The sequence below is a fragment of the Streptomyces sp. NPDC047043 genome (assembly GCF_040644055.1).
Classification (GTDB): domain Bacteria; phylum Actinomycetota; class Actinomycetes; order Streptomycetales; family Streptomycetaceae; genus Streptomyces.
Genome location: NZ_JBEYVO010000033.1, coordinates 40,304 through 59,251, shown reverse-complemented (window position 1 = coordinate 59,251; position 18,948 = coordinate 40,304). Strand labels below are relative to the sequence as shown.

Sequence of the window (18,948 nt, the reverse complement as noted above, 5' to 3'; positions counted from 1 at the left end):
GCCCGTATCTCCGGTCAGCCGCATCTCCTGTCACAGGTGATCGACAATCCCGAGGCCGCAGCTCGCCGCGGGGTTAGTCTCGCGCCAGACGGCCACCCGGTCGTCGTGACCGTCGTCGTTGTCGTCCGGCCAGGTGGGGGAAACACCGAATGCGCGCCCTGCGAATACTTCTGATCGTCGTCGTGATCCTGGGCGGCCTCTTCGTGATCGCCGACCGCGTGGCGGTCCACTTCGCCGAGAACGAGGCGGCGGACAAGCTGAAGACCACCGAGAACCTGACCTCCACCCCGGACGTGTCCATCAAGGGCTTCCCCTTCCTCACCCAGGTCGCCTCCGGCGAGCTGGACGACGTCGAGGTCGGCATCAAGGACTACGAGGCCGACACGGGCACCGGCGCCTCCGGCAGCGGCGCCCCGAAGACCATCCGGATCGACGACCTCAAGGCCGACATGAAGGGCGTCAAGTTCTCCGGCGACTACAGCTCGGCCACCGCGTCCACCGCGACGGGCACCGCGACCATCGCCTACGACGAGCTGCTCAAGGCGGCCAAGTCCCAGCCGACGGACATCATCTCCGGGGTCACCGCCCAGGTCGTCGGCCTCTCCGACGGCGGCAACGGCAAGATCAAGGTCGATGTGAAGGTCTCGGTCGCCGGCGCCTCGCAGACGTACCCGGTGCTCAGCACGGTCACCGTGGCCGGCGACACCGTGAAGGTGCACGCCGACAACCTGCCCAAGCTGGTCGTCGACCTCGCCGAGTCCCGGATCCGGTCCATCACCGACTTCCAGCAGAAGATCGACGAGCTGCCGGGCGGTGTGCAGCTGGACAGTGTGCAGGCTGCGCAGAACGGTGTGGAGATCACGGTGAAGGGTTCGAACGTCAAGCTCGCAGGGTAGGACGCCGTTCAACGGAACAACGGAGTCCGAAAGGTGAGACGGCATCGTCCGCACCGCAGCTGTGACGACGGATACATACGCCCGGAAACCGCGCGGAGACGGCTCGGGCACTGATCGCTTCCCACATCCCGGACGATCGCGTCTCAAAATACGACACACCGGTGACACGCCCGGCTGTCCGTCCCTACGATCGAGCCCATGAAGCGACAGGCGGATCTCACGAAGCGGCGGGCAGTCGACCTGTGCCGCGTCGCCGCCATGCTCTGTCGCCCCTTCTGAGCGGAAGCGCAGAGCTCCGCATCCCCCTCGCCCTGACCAGGGCACCCGTGTGCTGCCCTCGCACGAGCGCGCGCACCCCTCGCACTCGCACGCCCCGCCGCAACTGCCCCGGAGGAGAAAGAGCATGAGCCGCAGCGACGTCCTCGTTGACGCCGACTGGGTCCAGGACAACCTGGACAACCCCGCCATCGCGATCGTGGAGGTGGACGAGGACACGTCCGCCTACGAGAAGAACCACATCAAGAACGCGATCCGCATCGACTGGACCAAGGACCTGCAGGACCCGGTCCGCCGCGACTTCATCGACCAGGAGGGCTTCGAGAGGCTCCTCTCGTCGAAGGGCATCGCCAACGACACGCTGGTGATCCTCTACGGCGGCAACAACAACTGGTTCGCGTCGTACGCCTACTGGTACTTCAAGCTCTACGGCCACGACAACATCAAGCTCCTCGACGGCGGCCGCAAGAAGTGGGAGCTGGACGCCCGCGAGCTGGTCGAGGAGGTCCCGGAGCGCGCCGAGACCACCTACACGGCCAAGCCGCAGAACAAGGCGATCCGTGCCTTCCGCGACGACGTCGTGGCGGCCATCGGCTCGCAGAACCTGGTGGACGTCCGTTCGCCCGACGAGTTCAGCGGCAAGCTGCTGGCTCCCGCCCACCTGCCGCAGGAGCAGTCGCAGCGTCCGGGTCACGTCCCGTCCGCCCGCAACATCCCGTGGTCCAAGAACGCCAACGACGACGGCACCTTCAAGTCGGACGACGAGCTCAAGGAGCTCTACGCCGAGGAGCAGGTGGACCTCGCCAAGGACACCATCGCCTACTGCCGCATCGGTGAGCGCTCGGCCCTGACCTGGTTCGTCCTGCACGAGCTGCTCGGTGTCGAGAACGTCAAGAACTACGACGGCTCGTGGACCGAGTACGGCAGCCTCGTCGGCGTCCCGATCGAGCTCGGCGCCAACAAGTAAGACCAGTAGCAAGCGAACAGACCCGCAAATCCCGACCGGCCTTCCTCCGGTCAGACCCCTCTTGGAGAAAGACATGTGTGGAGCGAAGGCCGGCGGCCCGGACGCCTCGACGATCAAGCCCGGTGAGACCACGATCCAGGGCCAGGTGACGAAGGACGGCGAGCCCGTCGTCGGCTACGTCCGCCTGCTGGACTCGACCGGCGAGTTCACCGCGGAGGTCCCGACCTCCGCCACCGGGCAGTTCCGCTTCTACGCGGCCGAGGGCACGTGGACCGTCCGGGCCCTGGTGCCCGGCGCCACCGCCGACCGCACGGTCGTCGCCCAGCAGGGCGGCCTCGCGGAGGTCGCGATCGCCGTCTGACGGCACCGGCACGAACGAAGGGCCGTACCTTTTGCGGTACGGCCCTTCGGCGTGCCCGGTTCTACCCTGGAGGCATGCTGGCACGTCGGCGTCACGTGTATTTCGCCATGATGGGCACCTGTATCACGCTGTTCGTCCTGGCCTGGGGAGTCGTACGCCTCTGGTCGATCCCGGCGGCCGTCGCCATGTGCGTGGTGGCGATGGTCATCCCCCCGGTCGCCGCAATGGTCGCCAACCGCCGGGGCCCCGACGACCGCTGGTGGGACGACCCGTCGGGCGACCCCAAGTCCGACGAGTGGTGGGACGAACTGGACGGCAAGAAGCGACCACGGTGACCTGTCGACCGGTGGCGTCAGCCCAGTGCCCGGCCCAGTACGTACACCACCGGCGCCGCAGCGGTCAGTGGTAGGGCCACGCCCGCTGTGAAGTGGACGAAGCGGGACGGGTAGTCGTAGCTCGCCACGCGGTGGCCGATCAGGGCGCAGGCCGCTGCGGCCGCGCCCAGGAGGGCGCCGCTCGGGCCGAGGTCCGTCGTTGCGCCGACCGCGATGCCCGCGCCCGCCGCGGCGAGCAGGGAGACCAGGATCGAGGCCGGGGTGGGCAGCGGGAGGGCCCGGGCCAGGAGGGCGACCGCGACCGCCGCCGCGCCCACCGACACCGCGTCCTCGGCGGCCGCGAGGTAACCGGCCGCCACGATCGACAGTGCCGCCGAGGCGACCGTCGCCATCAGGCCGTACATCCGCTCGTCCGGGTCCGCGTGCGAGCGCAGTTGCAGGACCAGGGACAACAGAACCCAGACGCCGAGAGTGCCGAGGATCGCTTCCGGCCCCTGCTCGCGGCCCGCCGTCAGCAGCGCCGCGTCCGCCACCAGTGCGCCCAGGAACGCCAGCGCGATGCCCTGCCGGGCCGGCCACATGCCGTTCAGCCGGAACCAGCCCGCCGCGGTGACCGCCTGCAGGACGACGAGCGGCACCAGCAGCGCGTACGAGCCGAGCGCCGCCGTACCGGACAGGAGCAGGCCCAGCAGCGCCGTGAGCGCGGCCGGCTGCATGCCCGGCTCGATGATCGGGGAGCGGCCCTCCAGGCGGGCCCGCTGGGCGTCGGTGACGCGGGAGTTGCCGCCCAGGGTGGCCGGACCGTAGGCGGCCCCGGGCACCTCGCCGGGGTGCTCGGGCGCCGGTGTCTGCGGGGGCTGCTGCCGGTTCCAGGCCTGGGCCCCGTGGGCCGGCGGACCGGTCGGGGCCTGCGGCGGCAGGTACGCCGTCTCCGTGTTCGACACCGGCTGGTGCAGCTGTGTCTCCCAGGTCTGCCCCTGCCACTGCTGCGTGTACTGCTGGGCCGCATGCGGGTCCTCGTGCCCCTGCTGGCCCGGCCACGCCTGCTGCGGCTGCTGCTGCTGATACGGGTCGTACCCCTGGTACCGGGGGTCGTACGGCTGATCGGTCATCCTCACCCTCCTGCGAACGGCGGGAGCACCTCGACCGTGCCGCCGTCGGCCAGCCGTACCGTCTCATGTCCGCGGGTGCCCACGGGGTCACCGTCGATGAGGAACGAGCATCGCTGCAGCACGCGCGCGAGTTCCCCGGGGTGTCGCTCGCGGACGGCGTCGAGCGCCTCGGCGAGGGTGGCCGCGTCGTACGGCTCCTCGGCGACCCCGGCCGCGGCCTTCGCGGCGGCCCAGTAGCGCACCGTGACCTTTGGCATCCGGTTCCTCAAGTAGTGATCAGTGGGCAGTCAGTCGGCTGTGTACTCCGCCAGGCTAGCCCGCGCGAGAGACAGCCCAGTCCCCGATACGGGCCAGCAGGTCGTCGGTGGCCGCGTGCTCGGCGTGGCCCATGCCGCCCTCCAGCCACAGTTCGCCGTTGTCGCCCGCCGCGGCGGCCAGCATGCGGGGGTGGTCGACGGGGAAGTATCCGTCCCGGTCGCCGTGCACGATCAGCAGCGGCGTCGGCGCGATGCCCGGCACCGCCTCCACCGGAGACAGCGGCACCGGGTCCCACTCCCGGTGATGGATCCTCGTACGGAACACATGGCGGCCCACAAGCCGGCCCTCGGGTCGCGTTACCAGCCAGTGGAGCTTCCGCATAGGGGCCGTGCCCCGGTAGTACCAACGGGCGGGAGCGCTCACCGAAACCACCGCGTCCGTCGCCGCTTCCGTGCGCCCCTCGCGCTTCCCCTCGTGCCGCTCCCCGTCGGCCCCGTACAGCGCCGCGTGCCTGAGCACCACCGAGCCGCCCATGGAGAAGCCGACGGTCGCCACGCGCGTGTGACCGAGCGAGCGTGCCCACCGCACCGCGGCAGCCAGGTCCAGGACCTCCTTGTCACCGACCGTCGAGCGCCCGCCCGAGGCCCCGTGGCCGCGGAAGGAGAACGTGACCACGGCCCCGTACTGCGTCAACGCCTCGACCACCCGCCGCACGTGCGGCTTGTCCACATCGCCGGTGAAGCCGTGGGCGACGACGAACACGAGATCAACGGCAGGTGGCGCGGAGGCGTCGTATACGGCCCGGCCCGGGTCGTATACGGAATCGATCGTGACGCCGTCGTCCGTGTGTAGAAACGTCCGTAAAGATGTGCGTCTGATCGTCTCGGAGTTCGGACGAACGGTGGATCGCGCCACATGACCTGCCGGAGTAGTGCTCATGTGGGCTATTCTGCTGGGCAGAGGACTCGGGCAGCGTAGCCCCCGGGTCCTTTTGTGCTTTCGGAAGCGTTGTATACGACGCGGGAAACCGCAGGTGTACGGGCCTTCGGGATCGCAGAGCAGTGCCGCACCGCACAACGTCCTCGCAGGGACCGAGGAGGAACCAGACGTATGAGTTCTCTGCTGCTCCTGACCAATGCCCTCCAGCCGTCGACGGAGGTGCTTCCCGCTCTCGGCCTGCTCCTGCACAACGTGCGAGTGGCTCCGGCGGAAGGCCCCGCCCTCGTAGACACACCCGGCGCCGACGTCATCCTCATCGACGGCCGCCGTGACCTGCCGCAGGTCCGCAGCCTCTGCCAGCTGCTCCGCTCCACCGGCCCGGGCTGTCCGCTCATCCTCGTCGTCACCGAGGGCGGTCTCGCCGCCGTCACCGCCGACTGGGGTATCGACGACGTACTGCTCGACACCGCCGGTCCGGCCGAGGTGGAGGCCCGTCTGCGCCTGGCCATGGGCCGGCAGCAGATCGTCAACGACGACTCCCCCATGGAGATCCGCAACGGCGACCTGTCGGTCGACGAGGCCACCTACAGCGCGAAGCTCAAGGGCCGCGTCCTCGACCTCACCTTCAAGGAGTTCGAGCTCCTGAAGTACCTCGCCCAGCACCCCGGCCGTGTTTTCACGCGCGCACAGCTGCTGCAGGAGGTCTGGGGCTACGACTACTTCGGCGGCACCCGGACCGTCGACGTCCACGTACGACGCCTGCGCGCCAAGCTCGGACCCGAGCACGAGTCGCTGATCGGAACCGTCCGGAACGTCGGTTATCGATTCGTTACTCCCGAGAAGGCCGACCGCACTTCGGACGAGGCGAAGGCCAAGGCCGCCGCCGCAAAGCCGGAGGATGCGGACGAGACGGCCGCCCTGGACGCAGCCGAGGTACCGGCGGAGGCATAGCGGCCGCCCGGGCAGGGCATTGCTTCCGCACAGGGAGCGTCGAGCGAAGCTCCTTCTCGCCCTGCCCAGAGCCGGTATATCCGCGTAGACTCCGCGCGTGGCCAAGGTGACTCGGGATGATGTGGCGCGGCTGGCGGGAACTTCCACCGCCGTCGTCAGCTATGTCATCAACAACGGACCCCGGCCGGTCGCCCCGGCCACGCGCGAGCGTGTCCTCGCCGCCATCAAGGAGCTGGGGTACCGGCCGGACCGGGTTGCCCAGGCGATGGCGTCCCGGCGCACCGACCTCATAGGCCTGATCGTGCCGGACGCGCGCCAGCCCTTCTTCGGGGAGATGGCGCACGCGGTCGAACAGGCCGCGTCCGAGCGCGGAAAGATGGTGCTCGTCGGCAACTCCGACTACGTGGGCGAGCGCGAGGTCCACTACCTGCGCGCCTTCCTCGGGATGCGGGTCTCCGGGCTCATCCTCGTCAGCCATGCCCTCAACGACCTCGCCGCCGCGGAGATCGAGGCCTGGGACGCCCGGGTGGTGCTGCTGCACGAGCGGCCCGAGGCCATAGACGACGTCGCCGTCGTCACGGACGACCTGGGCGGCGCCCGGCTCGCCGTACAGCATCTGATCGAGCACGGCTACGAGTACGTCGCCTGTATGGGCGGTACGGCCGAGACCCCCGCGGTCGGCGACCCCGTCTCCGACCACGTCGAGGGCTGGCGGCGGGCGATGGACGAGGCCGGGATCTCCACCGAGGGGCGGCTCTTCGAGGCGCCGTACAACCGCTATGACGCGTATCAGGTGGGGCTGGAGATTCTCTCCGGGCCGCGGCGGCCGCCCGCGATCTTCTGCTCCACCGACGACCAGGCGATCGGTGTGCTGCGGGCCGCGCGCGAGCTGCGTATCGATGTGCCGGGGGAGCTGGCGGTCGTCGGGTTCGACGACATCAAGGAGGCGGCGCTTGCGGATCCTCCGATGACCACCGTTGCATCGGACCGTAGCGCCATGGCTCGAGCTGCGGTGGATCTTGTGCTGGATGACGGGCTTCGGGTGGCGGGGGCTCGGCGGGAGCGGTTGAAGACGTTTCCGTCGCGGTTGGTTGTGCGTAGGTCCTGCGGCTGCGAGTAGCTCCGCTGGTTCGGCCGTTGTTCGTCCTGCGGTGCGTTGTGGCTGGTCGCGCAGTTCCCCGCGCCCCTGACGGGGCGCTTCCATGAACCTTGGCTGAGAGGCCCCGCCCAGCTGCCAGTACCGTCTTTATATCGGGCATACGAGGTTCTGCCGGGCTTCTCAGCGGGCGCTCAGGAAGCTCTCATGGTTGCGCGACAAGCTCGTTGTCATGACCGAGAGCTTCCGCCTCAGCGGCGAGTACGAGAGCTACGAGAACCCGTACCAGGGCGTCCAGCAGCACGCCTCCGCCCCCGTGAACCCCGAGTGGCCGCCCCCGCCGGCGCAGCCGCCGGTGCAGCCGGTCACCGTCGAGGGTTCCGGGTACGGCGGTGACGGCAGCGGTGGCGGTACGGCTCTCCTCTCCGCCCCTCCCGCGGAGCCCGCCGCCCCGGCGCCCGCTCCGAAGAAGCGGACCCGCGGGCCCCTCGCCCTCCTGGCCGCCGTGGCGATCGTCGCCGCGGCCATCGGTGGCGGTACCGCGTACGGCATACAGGAGCTGACCGGCAGCGACACCGTCGCCTCCAGCAGCACCAGCACCAACGTGGTGCCGTCCAGCAAGAAGGGCGACGTCGCCACCATCGCCGCGGTCGTCAGCCCGAGCGTGGTCGAGATCAGCGCCACGCTGAGCAACGGCTCGTCCACCGGCTCCGGCGTGATCATCACCAGCGACGGCGAGATCGTCACCAACAACCACGTGATCTCCGGTGCCTCGTCGATCAAGGTCACGACCAGCAGCGGCAAGAGCTACACCGCGAAGGTCGTCGGCACCGACAGCAAGAAGGACCTCGCCCTGATCAAGCTGGAGAACGCCTCCGGCCTGAAGGCGGCCACCCTCGGCAACTCCGACGGCGTCCAGGTCGGCGACACGGTCGTGGCGATCGGCTCGCCCGAGGGCCTGAGCGGCACCGTGACCAGCGGCATCGTCTCGGCCCTCAACCGCGACGTGACCGTCGCGACCGACGAGGGCCAGAGCCAGGACCAGGGTCAGGGCGGCGGCAACAGCCAGTGGCCGTTCTCCTTCGGCGGCCAGCAGTTCAACGGCGACACCGGTTCGTCCACGACGACGTACAAGGCGATCCAGACGGACGCCTCCCTCAACCCGGGCAACTCCGGCGGCGCGCTGATCGACGCCGCGGGCAACATCATCGGCATCAACTCCGCGATGTACTCGGCCAGTTCGCAGTCCTCCTCCGGCTCCTCGGACGCCGGCAACGTCGGCCTCGGCTTCGCCATCCCGATCAACACCGTCAAGTCCGACCTGGCCACGCTCCGGTCCGGTTCCACCAACTGACCCCGCACCTCACCAGCAGGGAGTACGTCATGATCAAGCAGGTTTCCCACACCGTCGCCGGCACCGATCCGGCCGGCCTCGCCCTGGCCCTCGAGGTGGCGTACGAACTGCACGCCCCGGCGACCCGCGCTCCGGAGCTGGCCCCGCAGATGATGGGGCTGCGCGCCACCGCCGGCCGCCCGCACCGCCGCAAGGTGCAGCTGAACCGGCTTGCGGCGATGCGCGGCTGATTCGCCGAGTTCCTCCCGAGCTCCTCTCTTTACGCGCCCACCGGGAAACATGCGAGGCTGAAGGCGTCCAGCACGTTCGGCCCCATGTCGTCCCACCGCACCGAGGAATCCGAAGCCCATGAGCCCCGCCGATGGCGACCGTGACCCCCAGCGCATCCTGATCGTCGACGACGAGCCGGCCGTGCGCGAAGCACTCCAGCGCAGCCTCGCCTTCGAGGGGTACGACACCGAAGTCGCCGTGGACGGCGCGGACGCCCTGGAGAAGACCACGGCGTACCAGCCCGACCTGGTCGTCCTCGACATCCAGATGCCGCGCATGGACGGCCTGACCGCCGCCCGCCGTATGCGCGGGGCCGGCACGACCACACCGATCCTGATGCTGACCGCGCGGGACACGGTGGGTGACCGGGTGACCGGTCTGGACGCCGGCGCGGACGACTACCTGGTAAAGCCCTTCGAACTGGACGAGCTGTTCGCGCGTGTACGTGCGTTGCTGCGGCGCAGCTCGTACGCGGCCGCGGCTGTCGCCGGTACGGCTCAGGAGGACGAGGCGCTGACCTTCGCCGACCTGCGGATGGATCTGGCGACGCGGGAGGTGACGCGGGGTGGACGGCCGGTGGAGCTGACCCGTACCGAGTTCACGTTGCTCGAGATGTTCATGGCCCATCCGCGCCAGGTGCTCACGCGTGAGCAGATCCTGAAGGCGGTGTGGGGCTTCGACTTCGAGCCGAGCTCCAACTCGCTGGACGTGTACGTGATGTACCTGCGCCGGAAGACCGAGGCCGGTGGCGAGCCGCGGCTCGTGCACACGGTTCGGGGCGTGGGGTATGTGTTGCGGCAGGGTGGGGCGGAGTGAAGAAGGTTCTGCGCCGGTTCCAGACGCTGCCGATCCGGACGCGGCTGGCCATGCTGGTGGCTGCGGCGGTGGCGTTCGGGGTGGCGGCGGTTTCGGTCACCTGTTGGTTCATCGTGCAGGGGAAGCTGTACCAGCAGCTCGACAGTGACCTGCAGAAGGGGAAGGGACCCGGAGGGCAGATCCAACAGGCCCAGATCGCCATCATCAACTGCACCAAGAACCCGCAGAACACCGCCGGCTTCTTCCGGAACACCTACTCCCAGGTGGTCACGGAGAACGGGAAGGTCTGCATCACCGATGACTCCGTCGGCACGGTCAAAATCACCCAGGCCGACAAGGACGTGATCAAGAAGGCGAACGTCCGCGAGCTCTACTTCCGCAACGGAACCGCCGACGACGGCACCGAAGTACGCGTGATGACGCGTTACCTGGCCCCCACCACCAACTCCGCAGGAGAGGCCGGCCCCGACATCGGAATTGTCGTCGCCGTCCCCCTGAAGAGCACCCAGAAGACCCTGAACGACCTCGCGCTGATCCTCCTGCTCGTCTCCGGCATCGGAGTCATCGGCGCCGGCGCCGCCGGTCTCGCGGTCGCACGCGCAGGTCTGCGTCCCGTCGACAAGCTCACCGAAGCCGTCGAACACGTCGCCCGTACCGAGGACTTGAGCATCCGCATCCCGGTGGAGGACGACAGCGAGGACGAGGTCGCCCGGCTCTCCCGCTCCTTCAACTCGATGACCTCCTCCCTGGCCAGCTCCCGCGAACTGCAGCAGCAGCTCATCGCGGACGCCGGTCACGAGCTGCGTACACCGCTCACGTCGTTGCGTACGAACATCGAACTCCTCACCCGCAGCGAGGAGACCGGCCGCCCGATCCCCCCGGAGGACCGCAAGGCGCTGCTCGCCTCGGTCAAGGCGCAGATGACCGAACTGGCGTCCCTGATCGGCGATTTGCAGGAGCTGTCGCGGTCGGAGGGGCAGCGGGGTGAGCGCGTGCAGGTGGTGTCCTTCCAGGACACGGTCGAGGCGGCGCTGCGCCGGGCGAGGCTCCGCGGCCCGGAGCTCACCATCAACGCCGACCTCCAGCCCTGGTACGTCCGCGCGGAGCCCTCCGCCCTGGAGCGCGCGATCGTCAACATCCTCGACAACGCGGTGAAGTTCAGCCCGGACGGCGGCACGATCGAGGTGGAGCTCGGCAGCGGCATCCTGACCGTGCGGGACCACGGCCCCGGCATCCCCGCCGAGGAACTCCCCCATGTCTTCGACCGCTTCTGGCGCTCCCCGAGCGCCCGCGCCCTCCCCGGCTCGGGCCTGGGCCTGTCGATCGTCGCCCGCACGGTGGAAGAGGCCGGCGGCGAGGTCACCCTGGCCCGCGCGGACGGCGGCGGCACGGTGGCGACCGTACGCCTGCCGGGGGCCCCGACCGCTCCGCCCGAGGCGCCGTGACCGAGGGCCTGGACACCCGCCTCAGCCGTTCGGCCGAACCCCGGAGCGAGGCCTGACCGTTCGGCCGAGGTCTGGCAGGGCCGGGGACCGCGAGAGTTGAGGCGCGGCGCCCGGCCCGGCACTCCCCCCACGAACCTGGCCGGGCGCTCGCACCGGTTCATTCCGGGCGGCAACCTTTCCGTGCAGGGTGGCGACTGCTCAGCGGCCCATCCCCCGCATGGAACGGAACCCGCATGAGTGACAGCACCCGCAAGGCCCGCCACCGCCGGCGCGGAACCGCCCTGGCTCTCGGCGCTCCCCTCGCCCTGACCGCCGCCGGTGCTCTCGCCTACGGCACGGACCTCGGCCTCTTCGGGTCGGACGCGCAGCGCACGGCTTCCGCCGCGACCACCGCCCCCGCCTGGGCCACCGCCACCGCCGACGGCTTCGCCTCCGTCAACGCCCTTGGGCAGAACGGCACTTACGGGGGCCGGGACGGCAAGACCGTCACCGTGAAGTCGGCCGCCGACCTGGAGAAGTACGCGACGTCCGCCGATCCGTACGTCATCGTCGTGGCCGCGGCGATCAACATCGATCCGGTCGGGAAAGAGATCAAGGTCCAGAGCAACAAGACCATCGTCGGGTCGGGGACGGCCGGGCAGATCGTCGGCGGCGGATTCTTCCTCGGCTCCGGCGTCCACAACGTGATCATCCGGAACCTCACCATCCGGGACACGTACCAAGGCACTTGGAACGACAAGGACCACGACTACGACGGCATCCAGATGGACGGCGCCCATCACGTCTGGATCGATCACAACGACATCCGGCACATGGCCGACGGCCTCATCGACAGCCGCAAGGACACCAGTTACCTGACCGTCTCCTGGAACAAGCTCAGCCAGGACAACAAGGCCTTCGGCATCGGCTGGACCGACAACGTCACCGCGAACATCACGGTCCACCACAACTGGATCCGCGAGACCGAGCAGCGCAACCCGTCGACCGACAACGTCGCCCACGCCCACCTCTACAACAACTACCTGGAGGACGTGGCGGGGACGGACATCACGTCCTCCTACGGCAACTACTCCCGCGGCAAGACCAACATGCTGCTGGAGAACTCCTACTTCCAGGGCATCAACAACCCGGTCGTACGGGACTCCACCGCCACCCTCGTCCAGCGTGGCAACGTCTTCTCCGGGACCACGGGCAAGAACGAGAGCGGGGGTTCCGGCGCCTCCTGGGACCCGAAGAGCTACTACAGCTACACGCTCGACAAGGCCGCCGATGTGCCGAGCCTGCTCAAGTCCGGTGCGGGGCCGCGCAGTTCGATCGGTACGACCACTGCCACGACCACCTCGGCCGCTGCCACCACGCTCACCGTCGCCAAGGACGGCAGCGGGCAGTACAAGACCGTGCAGGCCGCCGTGGACGCCGTACCCGCGAACAACTCCTCGCGTGTCGTCATCTCCGTGAAGCCGGGCACGTACCGCGAGGTCGTCAAGGTCCCGGCGAACAAGCCGCACGTCACCATCCAGGGCGCGGGCAGCAGCCGTAAGGACACGGTGATCGTCTACAACAACGCGGCGGGGACGAAGAAGCCCGACGGGTCGACCTACGGCACTCCCGGCAGCGCCACGGTCTCCGTGCTGTCCGACGACTCCCAGCTGCGCAACCTGACCGTCACCAACGACTTCGACGAGGCCGCGCACCAGGACATCGCGGGCCAGGCGGTGGCGCTGCTGACACAGGCGGACCGGATCTTCCTGGACGGGATCATCGTCAACGGCGACCAGGACACGCTGGAGATGGAGACCGCGGCCGCGGACAAGCTCGGCCGGGTGTACATCGCCAACTCCTACATCACGGGCAACGTCGACTTCATCTTCGGCCGGGCGACGGCTGTCGTGGACAAGTCCGTCATCACTCTGAAGAAGCGCTGGAACGGCACCTCGGCCGGCTACGTCACCGCCCCGTCGACCGCCGCGAACCGCAAGGGCATCCTGATCAACAAGTCGACGGTCAACGGCGATGTCTCCGCGGCCTCCTTCTACCTCGGGCGCAACTGGCACCCCGGCGGCAGCACGACCGTCGACCCGCAGACCACGGTCCGCAACACCACCCTGAGTGCCGCGATCAAGTCCACCCCCTGGTCGGACATGGGCGGCTTCTCCTGGAAGGACGACCGTTTCGCCGAGTACAAGAACACCGGCGCGGGCTCGGGCGCGGCGAGCAGCGACCGTCCGCAACTGACCGACGCCCAGGCCGCCGGCCAGGAGGTCGCGGACTGGCTGGGCGACTGGACGCCGACGGCTTCCTGAGGTCTGCTCCGGCCGTGGCGAGGGCAGCCGTCCCCCCGCTGCGGCCGGAAGCACTCCCGTGCGCCGCTTCCGGCGAACCCGGCGCATGCCCGGACCGCCCTGGTGTCCCCCGCCTGCACCGCGACCATCGGCGACGCGCGGTACATCCCCGTGACGAACTTGTCCGCGATCACGAGGTGTTGGGCGGCCGCGCCGCACTCCGGCTTGCAGCGGATCTGCACCTCGACGCCCGATCTCCTGAGCGTCCGCAGGACCTTCGGCGCCCCCTGCACCTCCACGTCCCCGCAGCCCGTCGCCAAGGGCTCCTGGCCGGTGCACCCGCACCGTGGCAGAGAACCTGCCGGGCGACGTCGCTCCGCGCGTCGGCACGAGAGGGAGCGGGCGGCTCGCCGGTCGGCCAGAGCGCCATCGTCAGGACCACGGCGAGCGCACACACCACGATGCCCGCGGCCGCCGTCACCGGGGGGACGGTGCCACAACGGGGTGTCCGTGACCGGGGGTTCAGGCTCTGGCTGAGCCACCGCGGGACGGGCACCCCGGCCGCTCCATGCCACCTCGGCCAGTCCCAGAGCGCCGGATACCCCCGGCGGGCACGCCCGCCACCCGGCACAGCGCCTCCACCGCCGAACGCGGCGGCAGCTTCCGGCCGTTGAGATACCGCTCCCAGGACGACTTGCTGAAGGTGATCCTCGCGGCGAGCGCGCTCAGGCTCAGGCCCGTACCGCCGCGCAGCTCGCGCAGCGCCTCGGCCAGCCGCACGCATTCCGGCGCGTCTGCGCTCATTTGCCGAGCGCCCCCCAGGTCTGCGGTCCGACCAGTCCGTCGACGTCGGGCAGCTTCCTGGCGGCCTAAAAGCGCTTGACGGCGATCTCGGTGTTCGGGCCGAAGCGGCTTCCGTGGTGCCGCTCGAACTCGCAGCGGTAGGTCGTGCCGATCTTGAACGCCCCCTGGTGGGAGCCGGTCAACGGCCCCTGCTTCGGCTTGCTCGCGGCCGTGCCGTCGCCCTCCCAGGGCGCCGACACCAGCAGCGCACACCTGAAAGAGCCCCCAGCTCACCCATAACCGCCTGCCAGCATCAGCACAGCCCGTCACCACACCTTGTTCACATGGCGCGCAAGACAACGGTTCTGCTGGCCGACGACGACGCGGACCTGAGGGAAGGTGTCGGGCGGCTGCTCCGGTTCGAGGGGTATGACACCCTGCTCGCCGGGGACGGACGTACCGTCGTCGAGCTGGTCGGGATGGCCGAGGACGAGGATGCCCCCGATCTCGTGCTGATGGACGTCACCATGCCCGGGCTGGACGGGCTGGCGGCGACGCGGCGGATCAGGGCCTCCGGGTGCACCGTGCCGATCCTGATGATCACCGGGCGGGACGCGGTCGGCGACCGGATCGTCGCCCTCGACAACGGCGCCGACGACTACCTGATGAAGCCCTTCGCGGTCGAGGAGCTGCTCGCGCGGGTGCGGGCCCTGCTCCGACGCGCGCCCCGGACGGCAGCCGAGGCCCCGAGGGCCGACGATCGGCTCGCCTTCCAGGACGTCGTCATGGACCCGCGCACCCGCGTCGTCACCCGTCGCGGCCGGCCGCTCGACCTCACCAAGACCGAGTACTGCCTGCTGGAGTATCTGATGCGGCATCCGGCGAAGGTGCTCAGCCGGACGCAGATCCTGCGTGACGTCTGGGGGTTCGACTTCGAGCCCGCCTCCAACACCCTCGACGTGTACGTCATGTACCTGCGGCGAAAGCTGGAGAGCCGCGGCGAACCGCGGCTCATCCAGACCGTGCGGGGGCTCGGTTACACCCTCAGGGCTACCACCTGAGGATCATGGTCTCGTCCGTCGCCTGCGGTACGTCGGCCACGGCGTCCGGCAGCGGTTCGGCGAGTGCCGCGTAGGCACCGCCCTGTGCGACGAGTTCCTTGTGGGTGCCCGCCTCCACCAGGCGTCCGCGGTCGACGACGAGGATCTTGTCGGCGTCGGGCGCCAGGCTCAGGTCGTGCGTGATCATGATCGTCGTACGGCCCGCCATCAGCTTGCGCAGCGGTGTCACCACCTGGCGGGCGGCCACCGCGTCCAGGCCCGCGGTCGGTTCGTCCAGGACGAGGACCGGTGCGGCGCGCAGCATCGCGCGGGCGATGGCGATGCGCTGCAGCTGGCCGCCGGAGAGGGCGGCGGTGCCGGGTGCGATGTGGGTGTCGTAGCCCTCGGGGAGTGCGGTGATGAAGTTGCGCGCGGCCGCTTCCTGCGCCGCCCGCTCGATCTCCTCGTCGCTCGCGCCGGGGCGCCCGCACTCGATGTTCTCGCGGATGGTGCCGTTCAGGATCAGTGTCTCCTGGGGCAGCAGCGCCACGTTCTCGCGCAGGAACTCCAGCCGTACGTCGGTGAGCGGGACGCCGTCCAGGGTGATCGTGCCCTGTGCGGGGTCGTAGAAGCGGGTGAGCAGTTTGGACAGGGTGGACTTGCCGGCGCCGCTCGGGCCGGTGACGATCACGAGTTCGCCGGGGCCCGCGGTGAAGGACACGTCGCGCAGGGAGGCGCGGCGGGACTCCGGGTAGCGGAAGGAGACGTTGTGCAGGCCGAGCCAGCCGCGCACGGGCCATTCGGCGACCGGTTCGGCGGGGTCGGTGACCGCGGGCCTGGTGTCGAGGATCTCGTTCAGGCGCTGGGCTCCCGCCGTGGCGGCGGTGAGGGTGAGCCCGAGCTGGCCGAGGTTGCGGACCGGCGGGTAGAGGTAGCCGATGAAGGCGGCGAAGGCGAGGAGCTGGCCGAGGGTCATGCGGCCCGCGGAGATCTCCCAGACGCCCAGGCCGATCACGGCCAGCACGCACAGTGTCTCGACGACCTCGACGAACTGCTCGTACATCTCGCTGAGCCGGGCGCCGCGCACGCTCGCCCTCATCCAGGCGCGGGCTTCGACGTCGAGCCGCTTCTCCTCGTCGGCGCGGCGGTTGTACGCCTGGGTGAGCACCACGTTGCCGAGCGACTCCTCGACGACCGAGGTGATCGCGCCGTCGGCGACCCGCTCGTCCTGCGAGGCCGTCCTGATACGGCCGGAGAAGCGGCGGGCGGCGAGCAGGAACAGGGGCGCGAGGACGAAGGTGGCCAGGGCCAGGTCCCAGCGCAGGTAGAGGGCGGCGCAGGAGTAGAAGACCGCCGAGAAGGCGGCCGACACCGTGCCGACGACGCCCGACACCACCATCTGCTCGATGGCCTCGACGTCACCGGTCAGCCGCTCGACCAGGTCGCCCTGGCGGTGCTTCTGGAAGAAGTGCGGGGGCAGGCCCTGGACGTGCCGGAAGACGTTCGCCCGCAGGCGCAGGACGAATCTCTCGGCGGTCCAGGTGGCGAGCGAGTTGCCGAGGTAGCCCACGAGTGCGCCGAGCGCGGCGACGCCCAGCCAGGCGCCGGCCGGACCCCAGAACGCGGAGAGCGAGCCGGCCTCCAGGGCGTTGTCGGTGAGCTCGGCGAACAGCAGGATCGAGGCGGTCTCGGCGAGCGCGGACACCACCACGCACGCGACGATCGCCGCGAGCCACTTGCGGTCGCCGCGGGTCAGCGGCCAGAAACGGCGGAAGGCCTCGCGGACCTCTCTCATGGTCGACTCCCTTCGACTGGCCAGGACATGGCCGGGCGGGGCCACCGGGCGAGCACGCTCGCCAACCGGTGACCCCGCCGCGCGGTGTGGCTCAGCCCTGGTGGCCGACGGGGCGGCGCTTCGGGGCGGGCTTCTTCGGGGCCTTCTTCCTGGGGGCCGGGGCGGCCTTCTTGCAGTCGGCCTTCTTCACCGGGGCGATCTTGCGGAAGCTCATGTCTGTGTCCCTCTTTGCTGCGGTTCTGCAACAGTCCTTCTACCGATCTGCTGCAATTGCCTGTGATTTACTTCGGTAAATTCCGCGTCAACCCTTGTGGGCAATGGGCTTGCGTCGCGGAGCGGGCTTCTTCGGGGCCTTCTTCCTGGGCGCCGGAGCGGGCTTGTGGGCCTTCTTGACGGGGGCGATCTTGTGGAAGCTCATGGTTAGTTCCCTCCCTGAATTCTTATGTTTGTCTCAGGCTCGATTTACGCCGGGCTTACGCGGGCTTACTTGTGGCCGACCGGGCGGCGCTTCGGCGCAGGTGCGGGCTTCTTCGGGGCCTTCTTCTTCGGGGCCGGGGCGGGCTTGTGGGCCTTCTTCACCGGGGCGATCCTGTGGAAGCTCATCGTGTTCTCCTTCGCTTTCGCGTCGTTGGTTGTCGTCTGCGTCGTTCGCTTTCGACATGGAAAACACTACGGCATTCCCGAAGCCAAAAAAGCCTTTTCGCCTTAGACATCAATAAGGATCGTTGTGAGTTGCCTCTGAAAATAAAATCTCAGGCGAACCCGGGAACCGAACCCGTGCTTACACAGGTTTTAGCGACCAACGGCCAGCCCCGAGCCCTCGATCCGCACCCGGATCCCGTCCTTCTCCACGCGCACGTCCCTGAGGCGCAGTTCCCCGCGCTGTGGCTTGGGCAGCCGGAAGCCCAGGGACAGTTGGTCGGCGAGGACGGGGCGGGTGAGCCGGGGCAGGGCGTCCAGCAGCGCCGGGGCGAAGCCGAGCCGCTTCAGCAGCGCCGGGTGTTCCAGAGCCAGGTCGATCAGGTTGAGCCGCATGGCCCGGTGGACGAAGCGCGGCGTGCCGGTCACCCGCGCCAGTTTCGCGTCGGAGCGCAGGGCCTCGCGCACGGCGGAGTCGGGCACGCCGAGCCGCCGTACCACCGAGGGAACCGCGAACAGCGCCTTCGCCTTGCCGGTCTCGTGCGCGAGCCGCGCGGCGGAGCTGCGGGTGAGATGGAGGCCCTCGGAGGCGCGCACGCCGGGCCGGTAGGTCGCCAGGTCCCCTATGTCGAGGCGCATTCCGCCGATCTGCGTGGCGACGGCGCGGTCGCCGTCGCGGCGGATCCGGGCGTCGGCGCGCAGCCGCAGGTCGTGTCCGGCGACGGGGAGCGTGCCGCGGGCCAGGACGCGGTCGTGGCCGTGTCCGGTGAACGACACCTGGGACGCGCCGAGTTCGCGGTTCAGGTCGTCGAAGGAGAGCAGGACGTCGCCGTCGAGGCGGGGAATTCCCGCGCCCCGTACGGAGGTCGGGCCGTCGGGGGCGTTCAGCCGTACGTCGTGTGCGGTCGCTGTCACGCGGGCCAGCGAGACCCGGTCGGCCGCGACGTCCGGGACGGTCACGGTCACCGACTTCAGCCGGTCGTCGGCGAGTTGGGTGAGGAAGGGGAAGCCGGCGATCTCCACTTCGGGCGCCGCGCTCAGGTGCATCCGGTCCTTGAGCGCATCGGCGGCCCGGCGCTCTGCGTACAGCAGCGCCCAGCGGTCGGCGAGGGTGAGGAAGGCGGCGAGGACGACGACGCCCACCACCGCCTTCAGCGCGAGCGGGAGGCCCGCGAAGCGGCTTCGCCTACGGCGTCGGCCGCCACGGCGGTGGTTGGGCGGGGCCCAGGGCTCGTCCTCTTCCTCGACCTCGCTTGCGACAAAGACACTCGCAACGAAGTCGTTGATGTTTGTATCAGGATGCGTCGTTATGTGGTGGGGGGCACGCATCGAT

The 18,948-nt window shown here is 69.6% G+C and carries 20 protein-coding genes and 1 pseudogene; 13 read left to right on the top strand and 8 right to left on the bottom strand.

All coding sequences use genetic code 11. The annotated features are described in order from the left end of the window. Positions 1-149 precede the first annotated feature (149 nt). The 5 genes from ABZ880_RS41190 (at position 150) to ABZ880_RS41170 (ending at position 2,835) form a co-directional block, all read left to right on the top strand. Positions 150-896 (top strand): DUF2993 domain-containing protein, encoded by a 747-nt coding sequence (locus ABZ880_RS41190; protein WP_361274464.1) that lies wholly within the window; start codon positions 150-152, stop codon positions 894-896. Between the two features lie 198 nt (positions 897-1,094). Further along, positions 1,095-1,175, top strand: a complete 81-nt coding sequence (locus ABZ880_RS41185; RefSeq protein ID WP_350751515.1) for an Ms5788A family Cys-rich leader peptide — start codon at positions 1,095-1,097, stop codon at positions 1,173-1,175. Positions 1,176-1,299: 124 nt separating this feature from the next. Further along, positions 1,300-2,139, top strand: a complete 840-nt coding sequence (locus ABZ880_RS41180) for a sulfurtransferase (RefSeq protein ID WP_361274462.1) — start codon at positions 1,300-1,302, stop codon at positions 2,137-2,139. Between the two features lie 73 nt (positions 2,140-2,212). Then, entirely contained in the window at positions 2,213-2,500 is a 288-nt protein-coding gene (locus tag ABZ880_RS41175; protein ID WP_003991226.1) for a DUF1416 domain-containing protein, read from the top strand. A 74-nt stretch (positions 2,501-2,574) separates the two neighbouring features. After that, on the top strand, positions 2,575-2,835 hold the full coding sequence (locus ABZ880_RS41170; RefSeq protein WP_361274460.1) for a DUF3099 domain-containing protein: 261 nt from the start codon (positions 2,575-2,577) through the stop codon (positions 2,833-2,835). 17 nt (positions 2,836-2,852) lie between these two features. On the opposite strand, the gene ABZ880_RS41165 is transcribed toward ABZ880_RS41170, so the two are convergent. Genes ABZ880_RS41165 through ABZ880_RS41155 form a run of 3 tightly spaced genes read right to left on the bottom strand, consistent with a single transcriptional unit; the run spans position 2,853 to position 5,144 of the window. Continuing rightward, positions 2,853-3,947 carry a hypothetical protein gene (locus ABZ880_RS41165; protein ID WP_361274459.1) on the bottom strand — a complete coding sequence of 365 codons (1,095 nt, stop codon included), beginning with the start codon at positions 3,945-3,947 and terminating at the stop codon, positions 2,853-2,855. Positions 3,948-3,949: 2 nt separating this feature from the next. Then, entirely contained in the window at positions 3,950-4,204 is a 255-nt protein-coding gene (locus ABZ880_RS41160; RefSeq protein WP_058924521.1) for a MoaD/ThiS family protein, read from the bottom strand. A 55-nt stretch (positions 4,205-4,259) separates the two neighbouring features. Further along, complete coding sequence (locus ABZ880_RS41155) at positions 4,260-5,144, bottom strand: alpha/beta fold hydrolase (RefSeq protein ID WP_361274456.1); 885 nt, start codon at positions 5,142-5,144, stop codon at positions 4,260-4,262. Between the two features lie 171 nt (positions 5,145-5,315). On the opposite strand from ABZ880_RS41155, the gene ABZ880_RS41150 reads away from it, so the two are divergent. The 7 genes from ABZ880_RS41150 (at position 5,316) to ABZ880_RS41120 (ending at position 13,379) form a co-directional block, all read left to right on the top strand. Next, entirely contained in the window at positions 5,316-6,095 is a 780-nt protein-coding gene (locus ABZ880_RS41150; RefSeq protein ID WP_361274453.1) for a response regulator transcription factor, read from the top strand. A 97-nt stretch (positions 6,096-6,192) separates the two neighbouring features. Continuing rightward, positions 6,193-7,215, top strand: coding sequence for a LacI family DNA-binding transcriptional regulator (locus tag ABZ880_RS41145; RefSeq protein ID WP_361274450.1), 1,023 nt, complete (start codon positions 6,193-6,195; stop codon positions 7,213-7,215). Between the two features lie 208 nt (positions 7,216-7,423). Beyond that, the gene (locus tag ABZ880_RS41140) at positions 7,424-8,545 is read left to right on the top strand and encodes a trypsin-like peptidase domain-containing protein (RefSeq protein WP_361274448.1); all 1,122 of its coding nucleotides are present in this window, start codon (positions 7,424-7,426) and stop codon (positions 8,543-8,545) included. Between the two features lie 29 nt (positions 8,546-8,574). Beyond that, complete coding sequence (locus ABZ880_RS41135; RefSeq protein WP_361274446.1) at positions 8,575-8,775, top strand: hypothetical protein; 201 nt, start codon at positions 8,575-8,577, stop codon at positions 8,773-8,775. 118 nt (positions 8,776-8,893) lie between these two features. Further along, positions 8,894-9,631 carry a response regulator transcription factor gene (locus tag ABZ880_RS41130; RefSeq protein ID WP_361274443.1) on the top strand — a complete coding sequence of 246 codons (738 nt, stop codon included), beginning with the start codon at positions 8,894-8,896 and terminating at the stop codon, positions 9,629-9,631. Next, a complete protein-coding gene (locus tag ABZ880_RS41125; RefSeq protein ID WP_361274441.1) occupies positions 9,628-11,076 on the top strand; it encodes a HAMP domain-containing sensor histidine kinase in 1,449 nt (482 codons plus the stop codon). Before ABZ880_RS41130 ends, ABZ880_RS41125 begins: the two co-directional genes overlap by 4 nt. Positions 11,077-11,309: 233 nt before the next feature. Next, complete coding sequence (locus ABZ880_RS41120) at positions 11,310-13,379, top strand: pectinesterase family protein (RefSeq protein WP_361274438.1); 2,070 nt, start codon at positions 11,310-11,312, stop codon at positions 13,377-13,379. Positions 13,380-13,961: 582 nt separating this feature from the next. On the opposite strand, the pseudogene ABZ880_RS41115 reads toward ABZ880_RS41120, so the two are convergent. Both ABZ880_RS41115 and ABZ880_RS41110 read right to left on the bottom strand, forming a co-directional pair. Continuing rightward, a pseudogene (locus tag ABZ880_RS41115) lies at positions 13,962-14,162 on the bottom strand (helix-turn-helix transcriptional regulator); the annotation flags it as partial. 65 nt (positions 14,163-14,227) lie between these two features. After that, a complete protein-coding gene (locus ABZ880_RS41110; protein WP_361274436.1) occupies positions 14,228-14,401 on the bottom strand; it encodes a hypothetical protein in 174 nt (57 codons plus the stop codon). An 84-nt stretch (positions 14,402-14,485) separates the two neighbouring features. Here ABZ880_RS41110 and ABZ880_RS41105 point away from each other — a divergent pair, with 84 nt between their 5' ends. Next, on the top strand, positions 14,486-15,202 hold the full coding sequence (locus tag ABZ880_RS41105) for a response regulator transcription factor (protein WP_361274433.1): 717 nt from the start codon (positions 14,486-14,488) through the stop codon (positions 15,200-15,202). Here the strand turns inward: ABZ880_RS41105 and ABZ880_RS41100 are convergent. From ABZ880_RS41100 to ABZ880_RS41090, 3 genes are all read right to left on the bottom strand, one after another. Beyond that, positions 15,192-16,976 (bottom strand): ABC transporter ATP-binding protein, encoded by a 1,785-nt coding sequence (locus ABZ880_RS41100; protein WP_361274430.1) that lies wholly within the window; start codon positions 16,974-16,976, stop codon positions 15,192-15,194. The genes ABZ880_RS41105 and ABZ880_RS41100 overlap by 11 nt on opposite strands. 91 nt (positions 16,977-17,067) lie before the next feature. Continuing rightward, positions 17,068-17,190: a hypothetical protein gene (locus ABZ880_RS41095; protein WP_361274428.1), complete on the bottom strand. Its 123-nt coding sequence runs from the start codon at positions 17,188-17,190 to the stop codon at positions 17,068-17,070. A 578-nt stretch (positions 17,191-17,768) separates the two neighbouring features. Next, the gene (locus tag ABZ880_RS41090; RefSeq protein ID WP_361274425.1) at positions 17,769-18,944 is read right to left on the bottom strand and encodes a DUF2993 domain-containing protein; all 1,176 of its coding nucleotides are present in this window, start codon (positions 18,942-18,944) and stop codon (positions 17,769-17,771) included. Positions 18,945-18,948 lie beyond the last annotated feature (4 nt).

Coding starts and splice junctions, on each gene's coding strand:
- ABZ880_RS41185 (WP_350751515.1), top strand. CDS start 1,095: ATGAAGCGACAGGCGGATCTCACGAAGCGGCGGGCAGTCGACCTGTGC.
- ABZ880_RS41160 (WP_058924521.1), bottom strand. CDS start 4,204: ATGCCAAAGGTCACGGTGCGCTACTGGGCCGCCGCGAAGGCCGCGGCC.
- ABZ880_RS41155 (WP_361274456.1), bottom strand. CDS start 5,144: ATGAGCACTACTCCGGCAGGTCATGTGGCGCGATCCACCGTTCGTCCG.
- ABZ880_RS41170 (WP_361274460.1), top strand. CDS start 2,575: ATGCTGGCACGTCGGCGTCACGTGTATTTCGCCATGATGGGCACCTGT.
- ABZ880_RS41100 (WP_361274430.1), bottom strand. CDS start 16,976: ATGAGAGAGGTCCGCGAGGCCTTCCGCCGTTTCTGGCCGCTGACCCGC.
- ABZ880_RS41120 (WP_361274438.1), top strand. CDS start 11,310: ATGAGTGACAGCACCCGCAAGGCCCGCCACCGCCGGCGCGGAACCGCC.
- ABZ880_RS41095 (WP_361274428.1), bottom strand. CDS start 17,190: ATGAGCTTCCGCAAGATCGCCCCGGTGAAGAAGGCCGACTGCAAGAAG.
- ABZ880_RS41130 (WP_361274443.1), top strand. CDS start 8,894: ATGAGCCCCGCCGATGGCGACCGTGACCCCCAGCGCATCCTGATCGTC.
- ABZ880_RS41190 (WP_361274464.1), top strand. CDS start 150: ATGCGCGCCCTGCGAATACTTCTGATCGTCGTCGTGATCCTGGGCGGC.
- ABZ880_RS41105 (WP_361274433.1), top strand. CDS start 14,486: ATGGCGCGCAAGACAACGGTTCTGCTGGCCGACGACGACGCGGACCTG.
- ABZ880_RS41180 (WP_361274462.1), top strand. CDS start 1,300: ATGAGCCGCAGCGACGTCCTCGTTGACGCCGACTGGGTCCAGGACAAC.
- ABZ880_RS41090 (WP_361274425.1), bottom strand. CDS start 18,944: ATGCGTGCCCCCCACCACATAACGACGCATCCTGATACAAACATCAAC.
- ABZ880_RS41140 (WP_361274448.1), top strand. CDS start 7,424: ATGACCGAGAGCTTCCGCCTCAGCGGCGAGTACGAGAGCTACGAGAAC.
- ABZ880_RS41150 (WP_361274453.1), top strand. CDS start 5,316: ATGAGTTCTCTGCTGCTCCTGACCAATGCCCTCCAGCCGTCGACGGAG.
- ABZ880_RS41165 (WP_361274459.1), bottom strand. CDS start 3,947: ATGACCGATCAGCCGTACGACCCCCGGTACCAGGGGTACGACCCGTAT.
- ABZ880_RS41175 (WP_003991226.1), top strand. CDS start 2,213: ATGTGTGGAGCGAAGGCCGGCGGCCCGGACGCCTCGACGATCAAGCCC.
- ABZ880_RS41135 (WP_361274446.1), top strand. CDS start 8,575: ATGATCAAGCAGGTTTCCCACACCGTCGCCGGCACCGATCCGGCCGGC.